13 protein-coding genes are annotated in these 15,342 nt (G+C 72.2%); 9 read left to right on the top strand and 4 right to left on the bottom strand.

Annotated elements, in window-relative coordinates; translation table 11 throughout:
* Positions 1–2 precede the first annotated feature (2 nt).
* Positions 3–794, top strand: a complete 792-nt coding sequence (locus ACFYZZ_RS34100) for an SDR family NAD(P)-dependent oxidoreductase (protein WP_389184416.1) — start codon at positions 3–5, stop codon at positions 792–794.
* Between the two features lies 1 nt (position 795).
* Here the strand turns inward: ACFYZZ_RS34100 and ACFYZZ_RS34095 are convergent, their stop codons facing one another.
* Positions 796–3,480, bottom strand: coding sequence for an ATP-binding protein (locus ACFYZZ_RS34095; RefSeq protein ID WP_389184413.1), 2,685 nt, complete (start codon positions 3,478–3,480; stop codon positions 796–798).
* A gap of 181 nt (positions 3,481–3,661) precedes the next feature.
* Here ACFYZZ_RS34095 and ACFYZZ_RS34090 point away from each other — a divergent pair, with 181 nt between their 5' ends.
* The 4 genes from ACFYZZ_RS34090 to ACFYZZ_RS34075 all read left to right on the top strand — a co-directional run bounded on the left by ACFYZZ_RS34090 (position 3,662) and on the right by ACFYZZ_RS34075 (position 7,556).
* Positions 3,662–5,008, top strand: coding sequence for an MFS transporter (locus ACFYZZ_RS34090; protein ID WP_389184410.1), 1,347 nt, complete (start codon positions 3,662–3,664; stop codon positions 5,006–5,008).
* A 3-nt stretch (positions 5,009–5,011) separates the two neighbouring features.
* A complete protein-coding gene (locus ACFYZZ_RS34085) occupies positions 5,012–5,161 on the top strand; it encodes an anhydro-N-acetylmuramic acid kinase (protein ID WP_389184407.1) in 150 nt (49 codons plus the stop codon).
* A gap of 36 nt (positions 5,162–5,197) precedes the next feature.
* Positions 5,198–6,349, top strand: coding sequence for an anhydro-N-acetylmuramic acid kinase (locus ACFYZZ_RS34080; protein WP_389184404.1), 1,152 nt, complete (start codon positions 5,198–5,200; stop codon positions 6,347–6,349).
* Between the two features lie 187 nt (positions 6,350–6,536).
* Positions 6,537–7,556, top strand: coding sequence for a DUF2510 domain-containing protein (locus ACFYZZ_RS34075; RefSeq protein WP_389184401.1), 1,020 nt, complete (start codon positions 6,537–6,539; stop codon positions 7,554–7,556).
* A gap of 118 nt (positions 7,557–7,674) precedes the next feature.
* Here ACFYZZ_RS34075 and ACFYZZ_RS34070 read toward each other — a convergent pair whose 3' ends face one another.
* Positions 7,675–8,319, bottom strand: a complete 645-nt coding sequence (locus ACFYZZ_RS34070) for a TetR/AcrR family transcriptional regulator (RefSeq protein WP_389184398.1) — start codon at positions 8,317–8,319, stop codon at positions 7,675–7,677.
* A gap of 259 nt (positions 8,320–8,578) precedes the next feature.
* On the opposite strand from ACFYZZ_RS34070, the gene ACFYZZ_RS34065 reads away from it, so the two are divergent.
* Complete coding sequence (locus ACFYZZ_RS34065) at positions 8,579–9,373, top strand: phosphatase PAP2 family protein (RefSeq protein ID WP_389184395.1); 795 nt, start codon at positions 8,579–8,581, stop codon at positions 9,371–9,373.
* Positions 9,370–10,323: a hypothetical protein gene (locus tag ACFYZZ_RS34060; RefSeq protein ID WP_389184392.1), complete on the top strand. Its 954-nt coding sequence runs from the start codon at positions 9,370–9,372 to the stop codon at positions 10,321–10,323. The genes ACFYZZ_RS34065 and ACFYZZ_RS34060 overlap by 4 nt, the downstream gene beginning before the upstream one ends.
* 114 nt (positions 10,324–10,437) lie before the next feature.
* On the opposite strand, the gene ACFYZZ_RS34055 is transcribed toward ACFYZZ_RS34060, so the two are convergent.
* Both ACFYZZ_RS34055 and ACFYZZ_RS34050 read right to left on the bottom strand, forming a co-directional pair.
* Entirely contained in the window at positions 10,438–11,292 is an 855-nt protein-coding gene (locus ACFYZZ_RS34055) for a phospholipid scramblase-related protein (RefSeq protein ID WP_389184390.1), read from the bottom strand.
* Positions 11,293–11,367: 75 nt separating this feature from the next.
* Positions 11,368–13,416 (bottom strand): phosphocholine-specific phospholipase C, encoded by a 2,049-nt coding sequence (locus tag ACFYZZ_RS34050; protein WP_389184387.1) that lies wholly within the window; start codon positions 13,414–13,416, stop codon positions 11,368–11,370.
* A gap of 273 nt (positions 13,417–13,689) precedes the next feature.
* Here ACFYZZ_RS34050 and ACFYZZ_RS34045 point away from each other — a divergent pair, with 273 nt between their 5' ends.
* Together ACFYZZ_RS34045 and ACFYZZ_RS34040 are read left to right on the top strand one after the other, a co-directional pair.
* A complete protein-coding gene (locus tag ACFYZZ_RS34045; protein ID WP_389184384.1) occupies positions 13,690–14,418 on the top strand; it encodes a hypothetical protein in 729 nt (242 codons plus the stop codon).
* Between the two features lie 51 nt (positions 14,419–14,469).
* Positions 14,470–15,285, top strand: coding sequence for a hypothetical protein (locus tag ACFYZZ_RS34040; RefSeq protein WP_389184381.1), 816 nt, complete (start codon positions 14,470–14,472; stop codon positions 15,283–15,285).
* The last annotated feature ends 57 nt before the right edge of the window (positions 15,286–15,342 follow it).

Genomic DNA, 15,342 nt, shown 5'->3' with positions numbered 1-15,342 from the left:
GCATGTCGACTGTTCTGATCACGGGCGCCACCTCCGGGCTCGGCCGGTACATCGCCTTCCAACTGGTCCGGGACGGCCATCTCGTCCTCGCCCACGGCCGCGACCGGGCGCGCACCGAGCAGCTGGTCGCGGAGCTGCGCACCGAGGGCCGGGCGGAGGGGTTCGTCGCCGATCTGGCCTCGCTCGCCGAGGTGCGCGAGCTGGGCGCCCGAGTGGTCGAGGCGCATCCCGAGCTGGACGTGCTGATCAACAACGCGGGCGTCGGCGGCGGTCCGCACGGCTCCGGGCGGGAGCTGAGCGCCGACGGGCACGAGCTGCGGCTCGCGGTGAACTACCTGGCGCCGGTGGCCCTGACCCGCGCCCTGCTGCCGGTCCTGCGCGCCAACCCGCCGGCCCGGATCGTGAACGTCGGCTCGGCCGGCCAGGAGCCGCTGGACTTCGCCGACCCGGAACTGACCCGTGGCTACAGCGGCGTGTCGGCGTACTGCCGCAGCAAGTTCGCGCTGGCGGCCCACACGTTCGCCCTCGCCGAGGAGCTGGCGGGCACCGGGGTGTCCGTCAACGTCCTGCACCCGGCGACCTACATGGACACGACGATGGTGCGCGACGCGGGCGTGGCGCCGTGGAACACGGTCGCCGACGGCGCGCCCGGTGTCCTGGCCCTGGCCACCCAGGACCTGGGCACGGGCCGCTACTTCGACGGCACGAGTCCGTCACGGGCGCACGCGGCGACGTACGACCCCGAGGTGCGGGGGCGGCTGGCCGCGATCACCGACCAGCTGCTGGCCATGTGATCTACCGCAGTCCCCGCCCTGTCTCCAGCACCTCCCGCGCCTGCGCCACCAGCCCGTCCGCCCCGATCGAACGGGCGAGCGCCAGGCCCCGGTTGAGTTCCGCGACCGAGCGGATCGCGATGCCGTACTCGACCCGGGCCGCCGCGTGCTCGTACTGGCAGGGCGAGGCTTCCAGATAGGCGACGGCCTGCGCGGCGAGGTGCGCCGCGCGCTGGCCGGTCTCCAGGGCGGCGGCACAGCGCAGGGCCTCGCCGATGGCGGTGTCCGTGCCGAACCGCTCGGCCTGTCGGCGGGCGTCCGCGGCGAGCTGGGCGGCCCGGGCGGGGTCCTGCGTGGCGAGGGCCTTGGCGAGGTCGATGGACCAGGGTGCGAGGACGGGGTTGTGGCCACCGCGGGAGGCGGCGGTCTTCTCTGCGGCCTCCAGTTCGTTGATGCCCTCCTCGGTGCGGCCCGTCGCGAGCAGCAGTCGGCCGCGTACGGAGCGGATGTCGGGCAGAATGATGGTGGACGGGTATGGCGGCGCGAAGGCGTACTGCTCGGCGATCGACCAGGCCTCCTCGACATGGCCGCGGGCCAGCAGGGTGTCGACGAGTCCGCAGGTCGACGCCCAGTACAGCGGCAGGCCGCGGCCGACGCGCTCGGCCAGGGTCAGCGCCTCGCGCAGCGTGGTCTCGGCGTCGCGGAGCCGGCCCTGCCTGCGGTAGGCGAGGCCGAGGAAGGCGTTGGCCAGGGAGAGGTGGCCGCCGCGCCAGCCGGCGCCGGTGTAGGCGCGCAGGGCCTCGGCGAACAGGCTCTCGGCGCGGTCGAGCCGGTCGGCGTAGGCGTACGCGCTGCCCAGCATCATCAGCAGTTCGATGCCCCACTCGCCGTCGGTCCAGCCGAGGCCGGGTGCGAGGCGGCCGTTGACGAGGGCGCGGTCGCACAGCTGGAGGACCTCCTCGGCGTTCTCGCCGTGGGTCATCGCGTCGAAGCCGCGCAGGATCAGCAGGGCGCGCTCGGAGTTGTCCCGCCCCTTGCAGGTGCCGGCCAGTTCGGCCAGGCTCCGGGAGCGTTCCTGGGAGACGCTCTCGCCGTGGATGCCCTCCCACATGAACTGCACGGCCTGCAGCCGCAGTTTGACCGGGCCCGCCTCGTGCCGGGCGGCCTCGGCCTCGACCGTGCGGACGGCCTCCTCCAGCTGGTCGTTGTGGAGCAGCGCCTGGGAGAGCCGGACCACGGCGTCGACCCGCTGTGTGCCGTTCAGGCCGGACATGGCGAGCGCGGACTGGAGGTGTTCGATGGTGACGGCGGGTGCGGTGAGCAGGGTGGCGTGGCCCAGTTCGAAGAGCACCTGTGCGTGCACGTCGGGGAGCGGCGGCTCTGCCAGGGCGCGCTCCAGGCAGCGGCGGGCCGCGTCGGGCGCGCCGACGGCCAGGTGCTCGCGGGCTGCCTCGCGCAGCTGCTCGACGAGTTCCTCGTCGTCGTCCGGGTGCACCTTGAGCAGGTGCCGGGAGGCCTCGGCGGCGCTGTGCCCGGTCTCGGTGAGGATCTGCGCCGCGACGCCGTGCATGGCGGTGCACACGCCCGGCGGGATGGAGTTGTAGACGGCGGAGGCGATCAGCGGGTGGACGAACTCCAGCTCGCCCTCCTCGGTCTCGGCGCCGGCCGCGGGGTCGGGTTCGGTGAGGATGCGGGCGGTGCGGAGCAGGTCGGCGCAGCGCTCGGCGACGTCGGGGTCCATGGAGGCGAGCCGGGCGACGAGGCCGACGGAGATGCCGGTGCCGAGGATGGCGGCGGCCCAGGCGAACTGGGTGGCGTCGATGCCGAGTCCCTTGAGCCGGTCGACCAGGCCGCCGCCGCGGGCGGAGCGGTTCAGGTCGCGCAGTTCGCCGGCCCGGGACTCGACCGGATGGACCTCGCTGTCCAGCACCTTGGCGAGGAGTTCGACGGTGTCGTACGGGTTGCCGCCGGTGACGGCCCAGACCTCGCGGCAGAACGGGTCGTCGGCGTGCCGGCCGACGCTGGCGCGGGTGAGCCCGGCGGTGGCCTCCGGGGTGAGGGCGCTGAGGTTGGTGATGGCGCGGCCCGCCGCGGCGGCGATCGCTTCGAGGTGGCGGGCGCTCTCGCCGCTCACCTCGCCGGGGCGGCGGGCGACCAGGACCAGCACCGACAGGTCGTCCAGGCGTTCGACGAACGCCGCGAGCCAGCGCAGGGTCTCCTGGTCGGCCCAGTGTGCGTCGTCGATGATCAGCACCAGCGGCCACTCACGGCGGGCGAGCCGGCGTACGGCCGCGACGAGTCCGTCGCAGACGTACTGCGGGTCGACGCTGCCCTCACCGGGGTCCACTATCCCGAGGGCGGGGCCCGCGATGTCGTACCAGTCGCCGAGGTACTCGCGGGCCTCTTCCGGGAGCATGGAGACCAGCGCCGGCTGCAGCAGCTGCCGCACCACGTTGAACGGCACGGACCTCAGGGTCTCTCCGCCGCGGGCGTACCACACCGTGCAGCCGCGGCGCTCGGCGATGCGCCGGGTCTCGGTGAGCAGCGCGGTCTTGCCGAGTCCGGCCTCGCCCCGGAGGACCAGCAGGCTGCCCGCGGATGACTGATCGGCACACAAGACGTCGAGCGTCCGCGTGACGGTGGCGATCTCCGCGTCCCGCTCCCACAGGGAAGCCGCGGCGGCCGCCGACGGCCGTCCCTCCGTCATCCCGTTACCTCCCCAGGTCGCCCGAATGACGTACAGACCACGAGCGTAGCCGTCCGATGGGATGTGTGGAGGCCGGTCGGGGCACGTGTTGCCCCGCCGGGTGAACCTTGAGGCGAGTGGGCGACGCACATGCTGTCCCACCAGCCGCTGTGGAGCCGACGAACCGTCAACAGGGCCTGGAATGAAGCTGATTTTCGAACCCCCCGGAGACAGCGGGGATCATGGCGACCGCGACGAGCGCGGATCCCGCGGCGACACGGCCGCCCGCCCGCCGACGGTGCGGGCCGTGGCGGCGGGGTCGGTGGGCAATCTCGTCGAGTGGTACGAGTTCGGTGTCTACGGCTATCTCGCGACCGTCCTCGCCGAGCGGTTCTTCACGCCGGCGGGCGGAACTGCGGCCGAGGGCCTGGTGCGCACGTACGCCTCCTTCGCGCTGGCGTTCTTCTTCCGGCCCCTCGGCGCGGCCCTGTTCGGCAGGCTGGGCGACCGGATCGGGCGGCGGCCGGTGCTGATCGCGGTGATCGCGCTGATGGCGGCCGCGACGACACTGATCGGCGTGCTGCCGACGTACGCCACCGCGGGCGCCCTGGCACCGTGGCTGCTGACGTTCCTGAGGGTGCTTCAGGGACTGTCGGCGGGCGGGGAGTTCGGTGGTGCGGTGGCGCTGATGACGGAGTTCGCCCCGCCGGGGCGGCGCGGTCTGTACGGTGCGTGGCAGTCGTTCACGGTGGCGCTGGGCCTGCTGGGCGGTGCGGGTGTCGCGGCGGCGACGGCCACGGTGCTCGGCGAGGACCAACTCGTCGGCTGGGGCTGGCGGTTGCCGTTCCTCCTGGCGCTGCCGTTGGGACTGGTGGCGCTGTGGCTGCGGGTCGGCCTGGAGGAGACGCCGGAGTTCCGGGAGCGGGACCGGGAGCGGGAGAGGACGGCTGCCGGCCCGAGTGGCGCCGGGGTGGTCGCGTCGGCGGTGCTGCTGGGCATCGGGCGGGTCATGGGCTGGTCGGCGGCCGGGTACACGTTCCTCGTCGTCCTGCCCTCGTATCTCCAGGCCTCGCTGCACACGGGTGTCCAGGAGGCGCTGCTCGCCACCGTGCCGGCCAACGTCGGGTTCGCCGCGGCGATCCTCCCGGCGGGACTGCTCAGCGACCGGTTCGGGCGGCGGCCGGTGATGCTCACCGGGGCGGTGCTGGTGGCCGGACTCGCGGTGCCGTTGTTCAACCTGTTGCAGAGCGACGGGACTTCGGCCGTGAGCAGGGGTGTGGCCACGTGTGCCGCGGGCGCCCTGGTGGGACTGATGGCCGGGCCCGGGCCCGCGCTGCTCGCCGAGATGTTCCCGGCGCGGGTGCGCTGGACGGGCCTCGGGCTGGCCTACTCCCTGTCGAACGCGGTGTTCTCCGGATCCGCGGGACTGATCATCACGGAGGCCGTACGCCGGACCGGGAACGTGGACGTGCCCGCCTACTACGCGGCGGCGACGTGTGCGGTGAGCGCGCTGGCCCTGATGAAACGGCAGACGAGAAAGGCGAGTTGACCCATGCGGGTGATCGGGCTCATGTCGGGGACGTCGTACGACGCGGTCGACGCGGCGGCCGCTCATCTACGGCTGGACGGGGACACGCTGGCACTGAAGCCACTGGGGACGCGCCCGTCCACTACGCCGCGGCATGCGCGGCGAGCGCTGTAACTCCTGAAATAGCGGACGAGAAAGGTGTGTTGACCCATGCGGGTGATCGGGCTCATGTCGGGGACGTCGTACGACGCGGTCGACGCGGCGGCCGCGGATCTGCGGCTGGACGGGGACACACTCGTGCTGAAGCCGCTGGGGATGGTGAGCGCGTCGTACGACGGCAAGCTGCGCGAAGCGCTCGCCGCGGCGCTGCCGCCGGCCGCCGTCCCGCTCGCCGAGGTGTGCCGCCTCGACACCCTGATCGGGCGGGCGTTCGCCGCGGCGGCGGTCCGGGCCGACCGTGAACTGTGCGGTGGGCGAGCCGAGTTGGTGGCCTCGCACGGGCAGACCGTCTACCACTGGGTGGATGGCGGCCGGGTGCACGGCACGCTCCAGCTGGGGCAGCCGGCGTGGATCGCCGAGGCGACCGGGCTGCCGGTGGTCGCCGACTTCCGCGCCCGGGACGTCACCGCCGGCGGCCAGGGCGCGCCCCTGGTGAGCCTGGTCGACCTGCTGTGGCTGCGGGGCAGGCCGGGCACGCCGGTGGCGCTGAACATCGGCGGCATCGCCAACCTGACCGCGCCGGACGGGACCGCCTTCGACACCGGTCCCGGCTGCGCGCTGCTCGACGCGGCGGCCAGGGAGTTCAGCGGCGGGCGCCTGGCCTACGACGCCGACGGGGCGCTGGCCGCGCGGGGCCGGCCGGACCTGCCGCTGCTGGACCGGCTGCTCGCCGAGCCGTACTACGCGCTGGTCCCGCCCAAGACGACCGGCAAGGAGCTGTTCCACGCCGGGTACCTGCGGGCGGCCGGGGTGGACGGCCTGCCCGCGCCGGACGTGCTGGCGACGCTCACCCTGCTGACGGCCCGGACGGTCGCCGACGCGGTACGGTCCGTCGGCGCCACGGAGGTGATCGCCTCCGGTGGAGGCACCCGCAACCCGGTGCTCATGTCCCGGGTCCGGGAGTTGCTCCCGCACACCGCCGTACGCACCTCGGACCAGCTCGGCCTGTCCGCCGCCGCGAAGGAGGCGTACGCGTTCGCGGTCCTCGGTTTCCTCACCGCCCACGGCCTGCCCGGCACCGACCCGCGCAGCACGGGCGCCCGGCACCCGAGCGTGCTGGGCTCGCTGACACCGGGGCGGGAGGGCCTGCGTCTGCCGCCGGCGCCGCGGGTCGGGCCGGTGCGGTTGGTGGTGGCGGTGTGAGGAAGCCCACCGTGCCATGCCGTGCGGCGGGTCGGGCCGACTGTGGCGGCCGTAGCGCGGGAGTCCGCGGCGAAAGCACGGAAATCCGAGGTGAAGGCAGAGAAATCCGAGGTGAAATGTGCCGGTCCGAGGAGTTGGCGACGGATCCTCTCATCCGGCTTTCACCGATGCCTCATACGGTGGGGGCATGACGCAGGTGACTCCTCCCGGGTGGTACCCCGACCCCGGGCAGACGAATGACGGTCCGCCCACCGAGCGCTGGTGGGACGGCAAGGCCTGGACGGACCAGACCCGCCCCACCGGGACGGCCGCCACGTGGGGTCCCCCGGCGCAGCAGTTTCCCGGCGGCCCGCAGCCGGCTCCCCCGGCGTACGGGGCCGCCTACCCGGGATATCCGGCGTACCCGGTCCAGTCGCCGGCCGCGCCCCGGCGCGGTCTGCGCACGGGCATAGCCGTCGCGGCGGCGGCCGCGGTCCTGGTGTGCATCGGGGTCGGCGTGTACGCGCTCAGCAACGACGGCGGGGGCGGCGGGGGCACCGACCGCGCCGGTTCCCAGCAGGGACCGGGCGGGCAGAACGGCGGGCAGGGCGGGCCCGGCGGCGGATCCGGAGGTCCGGGCGGATCCGGAGGTTCGGGCGAGTCGCCCTCCCCGGGGCGGTCCGCGGCGCCCAAGATCCAGGGCGGCGGCACGGTGCCGGATCCGGTGAACGGGATCAGCCTGCCTGTGCCCGAGGGCTGGACCGGGCAGACGATCAGCGTCGGCGCGCAGGTCACGTCCGACAACTCCTACAAGTGCCCCGGCAACAAGGAGCAGACGTGCACCGCGGGCGGCGCCTACTCGGCGCCGGCCGTCGCGCTCGGCACGGACGGTGACACGGCCGAGGCGGTCGCCAAGGCGGACATCGCGGCCAACGCCAAGGAGTCCTACGGCGGCACCACCTACGGCAGCATCACCTCGCACGAGGTGCTGGCCTCCAAGGCGGTCACGGTGGCCGGGCAGAAGGGCTACCTGGTGCGCTGGAAGGCGGTCACCGCCAACGGCGCCGACGGTTACGTCGAGTCGGTCGCCTTCCCCTCACCCAACGACACCAAGCAGATCGTCGTGGTGCGCTTCGGCGTGGACGTCGGTCAGAAGGTGTCCGTCATCGACGACATCCTGAAGGGGATCAAGGTCTCGTCGGGCGGCGGGAACGGCCAGAACGTCTGAGGACGCCGGCAGACAGAAGTCGGCCGGGTGGGGTTCCCCTCCGCTCAAGAGGAACCCCACCCGGCCGGGGGGTGCGCGCCGCCCCCGTCCCCACGGTGCGGCGCCGGCAGGTCACCGTTCAGTCATCCCGTGAACGGTGACCTGGGTCCTGGGTGAGTCCGAGTGCGGGCAGCACGGTGGACTCCACGAAACGGTCGAGATAGTCGGCGTCGGCGTACTCGCCGCTCAGCACCGGGCGCACCCGCAGGACGCCGAACATCATGGCCGGGATGTACTCCAGCGCGGGATGGTCCGCGGGCACCTCGCCCCTTTGCACGCCCCTCTTCAGCATCTCCTGCAGTGCGGCGATCTCCGGCGTGACGAGTGCGTCGCGCAGCGCCTGCGCCAGTTCGTGGTCGGCCGTGACCGCGTGACCGAGCGCCTGCAGGAGCTGGGCGTCCTTGTTGGACCAGTCGCCCGCGGCGCGTGCCGCCTGGCGCAGGTCCTCGGCGAGTGAGCCGGTGTCGATCCCGGCGAAGCGCACCTTGCGGCTGGCGCGCAGCGCGGCCGCGACGAACTGCGGCTTGGTCTTCCACTGCCGGTAGAGCGTGGACTTGCTGCACCGGGTGCTGGCGGCGACGCCCTCCATGGTCACGGAGTCGTAGCCGCACTGACGGATCTGCTCCAGCACGGCGTCGAAGAACTCCCGCTCACGCTCGGGCGTGATCTTGGAGCGGCGCGAGGCGGCGACCGTCTCCGGTCCGTCCGCGGCCTGCGACGTCATGCGTGGCTTCCCCTCACTCGTACCCGGTCCGCTCAAGCTCCGCGCAAGGGCGGCTGCGGATCCTGTCTCCAGTGTGTCGCACATCAATCGATACGCAAGTGTACCGGTACTCAAGCGTATCGGTACACTGCCGTATCGGTACACTCGCGTATCGGTACTCGGACGTATCGGTACCGAGGTGTATCGATGAGCTCCGGACCCCGGTCCGGGTCCCAGTCCGCACCACCACACGCACGACCGTCAGCGAAGGGGCCGGGGGATGAATGCCCGAACCGAGCCTGCAGAAGCGGAGCCGGACGCGATAACGCGCCCGCCGCTCCTCCGTGAGTTCCTGCTCGTCGCAGGGCTCTTCCTCGTCTACAAGCTCGGGCGGCAGCTGGCCACCGGCCACACCGCGGACGCCTTCCGCAACGCCCACCGGGTGTGGGACCTCGAGCGGGCCGTGCACCTTCCCCACGAGACCGCCGTGCAGTCCGCACTGCTGCACGGCGACGCCCTCGTGCACCTGGCGAACACCTACTACGCGACCGTCCACTTCCCGGCCACGCTGGCCTTCCTGGTGTGGCTGTACCTCAGTCGGCCCGCCCACTACGTGTGGGCCCGCCGGGTCCTGGCCGTGGTCACCTCCGCGGCCCTGGTGCTGCCGTTCGTGTTCCCGCTGGCCCCGCCGCGGATGCTGACCGGCACCGGCCTGGTGGACACCGCCCGGATCTACGGCCCCTCCGTCTACGGCCCGCCGGCCGGCGACCACCTCTCCAACCAGTTCGCGGCGATGCCGTCGCTGCACTTCGGCTGGGCCCTGATGGTGGCGATCGGCCTGATCGCGGCCACCCGGTCGCGCTGGCGCTGGCTGTGGCTGCTGCACCCGGTGATCACCCTGCTGGTGATCGTGAGCACGGCGAACCACTACTGGCTGGACGCGATCGTGGCGACCGCCATGCTCGGCGTCGCCCTCGCAATCGTCCACCCGCCGAAGCGGACGTCCAGCACGGCGGGACGCGGTGCCCGGCGGCTCGCCCCGGAGGAGCCCGTCCTGGTGGGAGCGGGCCGATGAGCCTCGCCGCACTCCTCGCCGTCGGCCTGTCCCTGATCTCGGCCGTCGCCTACGCCGCGGCCGCCGTCGCCCAGGAACGCCTCGCCTCCCGCAGCCCCGGGACCGGTCTCCTGCGACTGCTGGGCACCGGCGCCTGGTGGTCGGCGGTCGGGCTGAACGCGGCCGCCGCTCTGCTGCACGTCGTGGCCCTCAAGTACGGCCCGCTCACCGTCGTCCAGCCGCTGGGCGCGCTCACCCTCGTCGCGGCCGTGCCGCTCGGGGCGCGGGCGGCCGGGCGGCGGGTCAGCGCGGTGGAGTGGCGCGGTACGGCGCTCACGCTGCTGGGGCTGGCCGGGCTGCTGGTCACCGCGTCGGGTCCGGCGCCCGAGCGGGTGCTGAGCCTGACCCAGGCGCTGGCGGTCGCCGGTACGACCGCTGCCCTGATCGGCGTGCTCTCCCGGCCCGGCGCCCGGCCGGGCCTCAGGCACGCGACCGCCTCCGGGTTCGCCTCGGGTGTCGCCTCCGCCCTCACCCAGACGGTGACGGTGGCGGCGACGGACCGCACGGGCCCGGCGCTGAGTGCCGAGGTGATCGTGGTCGCCGTCCTGGTCGCGGCGTTCGCCACCGGCGGGCTGCTGCTGTCGCAGACGGCCTACCGCGGTGGTCTGGGCGGCCCGCTGGCCGTCGTCACCCTGGCCAACCCGGTGGCCGCCGCGATCATCGGGCTGACCCTGCTCGGGCAGGGCCTGCGGGGCGGAACCGGCGGCGTACTGCTGGGGCTGGCCGGGGCAGGACTGGCGGCCTGGGGCGTGGTCCTGCTGACCCGCTCGGCGCCCGAACCCGACCGGTCCGACGAGCACGACGACCACCCCGTCGCCGCGGTCCTGGCCCTGGAGCCGGGCACAGCGGCGGCGGAACCGGTACTGATGCCCCGACAGCCGGAGCAACCCGGGCATCTCACCGCACTCTGAGCAAACACCCGATCCGACCGGACACAAGGCCCGCCCGGGCACACGACGGCGGCCGGTGCGCGCGAAGTCCGCGTGCACCGGCCGCCTTTGCCGTACTCCCCGTGCGGATCCTGCTCAGTTCCAGCCCCGGTTGTCCTGCTTGAGCGCGGTGTCGACGGTCAGCGCCGTCGCCACGACCAGGCTCAGCAGCGGCTCGGGCAGCTGGTAGTGGATCTGCAGGACGTAGTTGTCCGCCGTCGTGAACAGCGTCTTGGCGAGGCCTTCCCAGGTCTTGGTGATCCGGGCCACCTCGTTGTCCGAGTGGTCGACGATCGCGAAGTTCCACGCCCGCCAGTTCTCCGCCTTGATCGCACCGACCTGCTGGCCGTTCACGTTCATCGCGAAGTTGATCTTCCCGATCATGTTCTGCTGGACGATCTCACCGACCGGCGAGCCGTCCGGACGGGTCACGACGACCCGGGACTTGATGAACTTCGCGGGCCGGGTCAGCACCAGCTGCGGCTGCCCGTAGGCGTCGCGGATCTCCAGCTTGTGCGTCATGAACTGGTCGAGGCTGGAGACGAAGCGCAGGATCTTCTTCAGCGCGCTCTGGCCGACCTGGACGACCGCACCGATCTCGCGGCCGTTCTGGTCCATGACCTTGTACTCGTTGGTCAGCTCGATCAGCTTGGCCTTCTGGTTCACCACCAGGACCGGCTCGGTGAAGAGGGTGCCGCCACCGGGACCGCCGGCCGCGACCCCGGCCTGCTGCTGCACCTGGCGCTGCACCTTGGCGTCGGGGCCCTGCTGGTGCGGGATGTGGGCGGCGGGCTGCTGGGGCGCGGCCTGCTGCTGCGGAACCTGTCCGGCGGCCTGCTGAGCCGGGTTCGTGTGCTCGGTCCACTGCGCGCCGTCCCAGTAACGGAGCGTCTGGGCAGCCCCGTGCGGATCGGGGTACCAGCCTGCAGGAGTGTTCGATTGCGTGGTCACCGGGGCACACTACCCTGATGTGACCGGTACCTGACCAGCCCGCACGGGGCGGTGTTCATCGCCCGTTCACTCCGTTCACGCCGTGATGATGGCCGGGTCGCTGACGCCGGCGTGCCCGTTCTCCACGTGACCGGCGAAGCCGCGCAGGAAGGCCGGGTCGCCGTCCGAGGTGACCGTGAGGTCGTACCACCGCTTGCTCGCCGTGAGGGCGACGGTGTGCTTCACGGTGGCGCCGGGCCGCACGGTGACGGCGACCGGGCTGCCGCCGTAGCGGTTCACGAGCTTCAGCTTCACCGTGCCGGAGCCCTTGTTGGTGAACGTCAGCTCGACGTCGTCGCCGGCGTACCGGGCCGTGACCTCGGGTCCGGCGACCTTGTTGCGGCCCTTGAACACGCGCAGGAAGCCGTTCGGGCCGTGCACGGCGAGGTCGTACGAGCCGCCGGAGTAGAGCGAGTTCCAGGTGTCGGAGAGGGTCTTGCCGGCCTCGGTGGTGTAGGGCCAGGGACCGTCGGTGCGGTTGTTCGAGGTGACCAGGAACGCGGCGCCCGCCTGTGCGCCGGAGGCGAAGGAGAGCGTGAAATTCCCGGCCGCCGTGTCCGCGGAACCGTCCACCACGGGGGCGTACTTGAGCGGCCGGGTGGGGCGGCAGCCGCGCTCCTGCTTGGGCAGGGCGGGGTTGGCGGGCGGGACGGGCACGTAGTCGGGGTGCCTGTCGTGGTCCGGCGGCTGGTAGCCGGCCGTGGACGGCAGCGTGACCGGCACGGCGTCCTTGCGGGAGAAGTCGAAGGCCGCGGTCAGGTCACCGCAGACCGCGCGGCGCCAGGGCGAGATGTTCGGCTCCTGGACACCGAAGCGACGCTCGATGAACCGGATGATCGACGTGTGGTCGAGGGTCTCGGAGCAGACGTAACCGCCCTTGCTCCAGGGCGAGACGACCAGCATCGGCACCCGCTGGCCGAGCCCGTAGGGGCCGGCGGGGTGGCCGACGTCGCCCTTGTACAGGTCCAGCGAGGGGTCCACGGTCGACAGGCCCTGGGCGGCGGAGGCCGGCGGGAAGGGCGGGATCACGTGGTCGAAGAAGCCGTCGTTCTCGTCGTAGGTGATGAACAGCGCGGTCTTGCCCCACACCTCGGGGTTGGCGGTGAGCGCGTCCAGGACCTGGGCGACGTACCAGGCGCCGTAGTTGGCGGGCCAGTTGGGGTGCTCGGTGAAGGCCTCGGGGGCGACGACCCAGGAGACCTGGGGCAGCTCGTCCGCCTTGACGTCCGCCTTGAGCTGGTCGAAGAAGCCCTCGCCCTTGCGCGCATCGGTGCCGGTGCGGGCCTTGTCGTACAACGGGTCGCCGGGCTTGGCGTTCCGGTACTGGTTGAAGTAGAGGAGGGAGTTGTCGCCGTAGTTGCCGCGGTAGGCGTCGTTGATCCACCCCCAGGAGCCGTTCGCGTCCAGGCCGTCGCCGACGTCCTGGTAGATCTTCCAGGAGACGCCGGCCTGCTCCAGGCGCTCCGGGTACGTCGTCCAGCCGTAGCCCTTCTCGTCGTTGCCGAGGACCGGGCCCCCGCCCTTGCCGTCGTTGCCCGTGTAGCCCGTCCACATGTAGTAGCGGTTGGGGTCGGTCGAGCCTATGAAGGAGCAGTGGTAGGCGTCGCAGATGGTGAAGGCGTCGGCGAGCGCGTAGTGGAAGGGGATGTCCGCACGCGTCAGGTACGCCATCGTCGTGGACGACTTGGCGGGCACCCACTTGTCGTACTTGCCCCCGTTGAAGGCCGCGTGTCCGTCGTTCCAGCCGTGCGGGAGGTCCTGGATGAACGCCATGCCCAGGTCGTCGGCGTCCGGGTGGAACGGGAGGATGTCCTTCGTGCCGTCGGACTGCTTCCAGACGGACTTGCCGTTCTGCGTCACCGGACGCGGGTCGCCGAAGCCCCGCACACCCCGGAGCGAGCCGAAGTAGTGGTCGAACGAACGGTTCTCCTGCATCAGGACGACGATGTGCTCGACGTCCTCGACCGAACCCGTGCGGTGGTGCGCGGGCAGTGCGGCCGCACGCTGGATGCTGCTGGACAGCGCGGTGAACGCCGATGTGGCGCCAGCGAGTTGGAGGAAGCGCCGTCGGTTGACTTCGGTCATGAGTGAGGGTCCTCTCGTCCTGACGTACGTGATGCCGCTGGATGACGGAATCTGCGCGCAGCGAGTGTTCCAAGAGCAGCAAACGTCAGGGAAGGGTCTGATGGCGGCGATGTGAAAGTCGTCGGTACGAAGGGGGTTGGGGCGACTGCGCCCTTTACCCCCGGTTCGGAGAAGTCCCCATATGGGGGTATCGAAAGGCTGAAGAGATGTAATATCCCGCGCACATGACGCCCGCCGAGCCGTCCTCGGCGGTGCGGGAGGGGGCGGAAATCCATGATCAGAAAGTGCGCGCCGGTACTCGCGGCGTTACTGCTCGCCAGCGGCTGCGGCGGCGGCTCGTCGCACGACCCGTCAAGTGCGGAGGAGTCCCCGTCGGCGGACGTCTCCGTGTCGGCCTCCGACCCGGCCTCGGGGACGCCGGACGTCGGCGGCTCCTCCTCGGACCCCACCCCCACCACACAGGAACCCGTCGAGGAGACTCCCACTGAGGAGAGCGCCACCTCCGACGCTCCGGACAGCTGGAGCGGGAGCGACGCGACGGACGACGACCAGCCGGCGGAAGACGGAAGCCAGGACTGCGGCAGCCTCGCGGGCAGCGGCACCTTCACCGACCCGCTGCAACTCGGCGTCGTGGACGGCCTCGTGACGGCCCGGGACTGCGCCCCGCTGACCTCGGGCTCACCGTTCAACGTCCGCTACTTCTCGTTCACCCTGTCCGGGACGCCGGGCACGAACGCCCACGCCGGGGCGTCCTTCACCCTCACCCAGGACGCGCTCGGCCCGGTGTACCCGGCGATCGTCCAGCCGAACGGATGGGTCCTCAAGCACAGCCTCGGCTCCGGGTACTGGACCGGAACGGAGCCCGACTTCACCGGCCGCTACCAGGAGATCTCGGACCTGGCTCCGGGCACGTACATCCTCCGCACGGAGAAACTCGACTCCCCGCTGCACTCCCTGTCCACGCCTTCGTACGACGTCGTCGTCGACGCGGACGGGTCCTGAGAGACCTCGAAGGGTGTTCTCGTGCGCCGTAGATCCTTGTGCACAAGCCTCTTGAGCTGTGCCGCGTTACTCCTGCCGCTGTATCTGTCCGCGGCGCCGGCGTACGCCGCGGACCCGACCGCGCCCTACGCCGAACTGACCCCGGATTCCGGGGAGATGGCGCCCGGTCGCGATCCGCTGACCATGGACGCCACGTTCCACAACACGCTGGACACCGACATCACGGACAGCTTCATCGTCGCCGTCGGCATCCGGCTCGCGCCGCCCGCCGACCGGCTGACACCCGAGCAGGTCACCGTGGAATGGTTCGACGCCGGCTCGTCCGTGTGGCGCCCGGTGGAGTTGACTCCCGGGGACACCGCGCTGAGCGGCTACCTCAGCACGGACGCCGGACTGCCCTCCGTGGGGTCGCTCCCGGCGGGCGACTCGGCCCGCATCCCGCTGCGCGTCTCCCTGGCCTCCGGAGTGCCGGCGCCGGCCACGCTCCAGTTCGTCACGCAGGGCCTGATCCAGCCGACGACCTCGGCCGACCCGGCGCCCCTGATGGACGGCAAGGCCTCATACTCCGTGGTCGAGCAGGCGACGCCCCCGGCATCAACGCCGGACACGCCCTCGGCGAGCCTCGCGCAAGGGAGTCCGGTGAGCGAGGCGACGACACCGACCGACACCCCGTCCCCCGCGCCCTCCTCGACTCCCCCGTCCGCCACCACCCCCGCCCCGTCGGCGCCGTCCGACGGCGCCGCAACAGGCGGGCACACGGACGGCGGCATCTCCGCGTCGATCGTGGCCGCCGGCGTGGCGGGCCTCGTGTTCGCCGCCGTTGTCGCCGTCGGGGTGGTTCTGCGGCGTCGCCGCAGCCGGTACTGAAGCCGCCGCGGTCGAGGCAGGCCGCCGCCGTCAGCACGCGCGCACCGCCCGGCCAAC

This window comes from Streptomyces sp. NPDC001816, from assembly GCF_042892235.1.
In the GTDB taxonomy this organism is placed as follows: domain Bacteria; phylum Actinomycetota; class Actinomycetes; order Streptomycetales; family Streptomycetaceae; genus Streptomyces.
Note: the sequence above shows the minus strand (reverse complement) of the source record. Positions and strands in the feature narration are given on the sequence as shown.

Coding starts and splice junctions, on each gene's coding strand:
- ACFYZZ_RS34075 (WP_389184401.1), top strand. CDS start 6,537: ATGACGCAGGTGACTCCTCCCGGGTGGTACCCCGACCCCGGGCAGACG.
- ACFYZZ_RS34080 (WP_389184404.1), top strand. CDS start 5,198: ATGCGGGTGATCGGGCTCATGTCGGGGACGTCGTACGACGCGGTCGAC.
- ACFYZZ_RS34070 (WP_389184398.1), bottom strand. CDS start 8,319: ATGACGTCGCAGGCCGCGGACGGACCGGAGACGGTCGCCGCCTCGCGC.
- ACFYZZ_RS34090 (WP_389184410.1), top strand. CDS start 3,662: ATGAAGCTGATTTTCGAACCCCCCGGAGACAGCGGGGATCATGGCGAC.
- ACFYZZ_RS34045 (WP_389184384.1), top strand. CDS start 13,690: ATGATCAGAAAGTGCGCGCCGGTACTCGCGGCGTTACTGCTCGCCAGC.
- ACFYZZ_RS34050 (WP_389184387.1), bottom strand. CDS start 13,416: ATGACCGAAGTCAACCGACGGCGCTTCCTCCAACTCGCTGGCGCCACA.
- ACFYZZ_RS34095 (WP_389184413.1), bottom strand. CDS start 3,480: ATGACGGAGGGACGGCCGTCGGCGGCCGCCGCGGCTTCCCTGTGGGAG.
- ACFYZZ_RS34065 (WP_389184395.1), top strand. CDS start 8,579: ATGAATGCCCGAACCGAGCCTGCAGAAGCGGAGCCGGACGCGATAACG.
- ACFYZZ_RS34085 (WP_389184407.1), top strand. CDS start 5,012: ATGCGGGTGATCGGGCTCATGTCGGGGACGTCGTACGACGCGGTCGAC.
- ACFYZZ_RS34060 (WP_389184392.1), top strand. CDS start 9,370: ATGAGCCTCGCCGCACTCCTCGCCGTCGGCCTGTCCCTGATCTCGGCC.
- ACFYZZ_RS34100 (WP_389184416.1), top strand. CDS start 3: ATGTCGACTGTTCTGATCACGGGCGCCACCTCCGGGCTCGGCCGGTAC.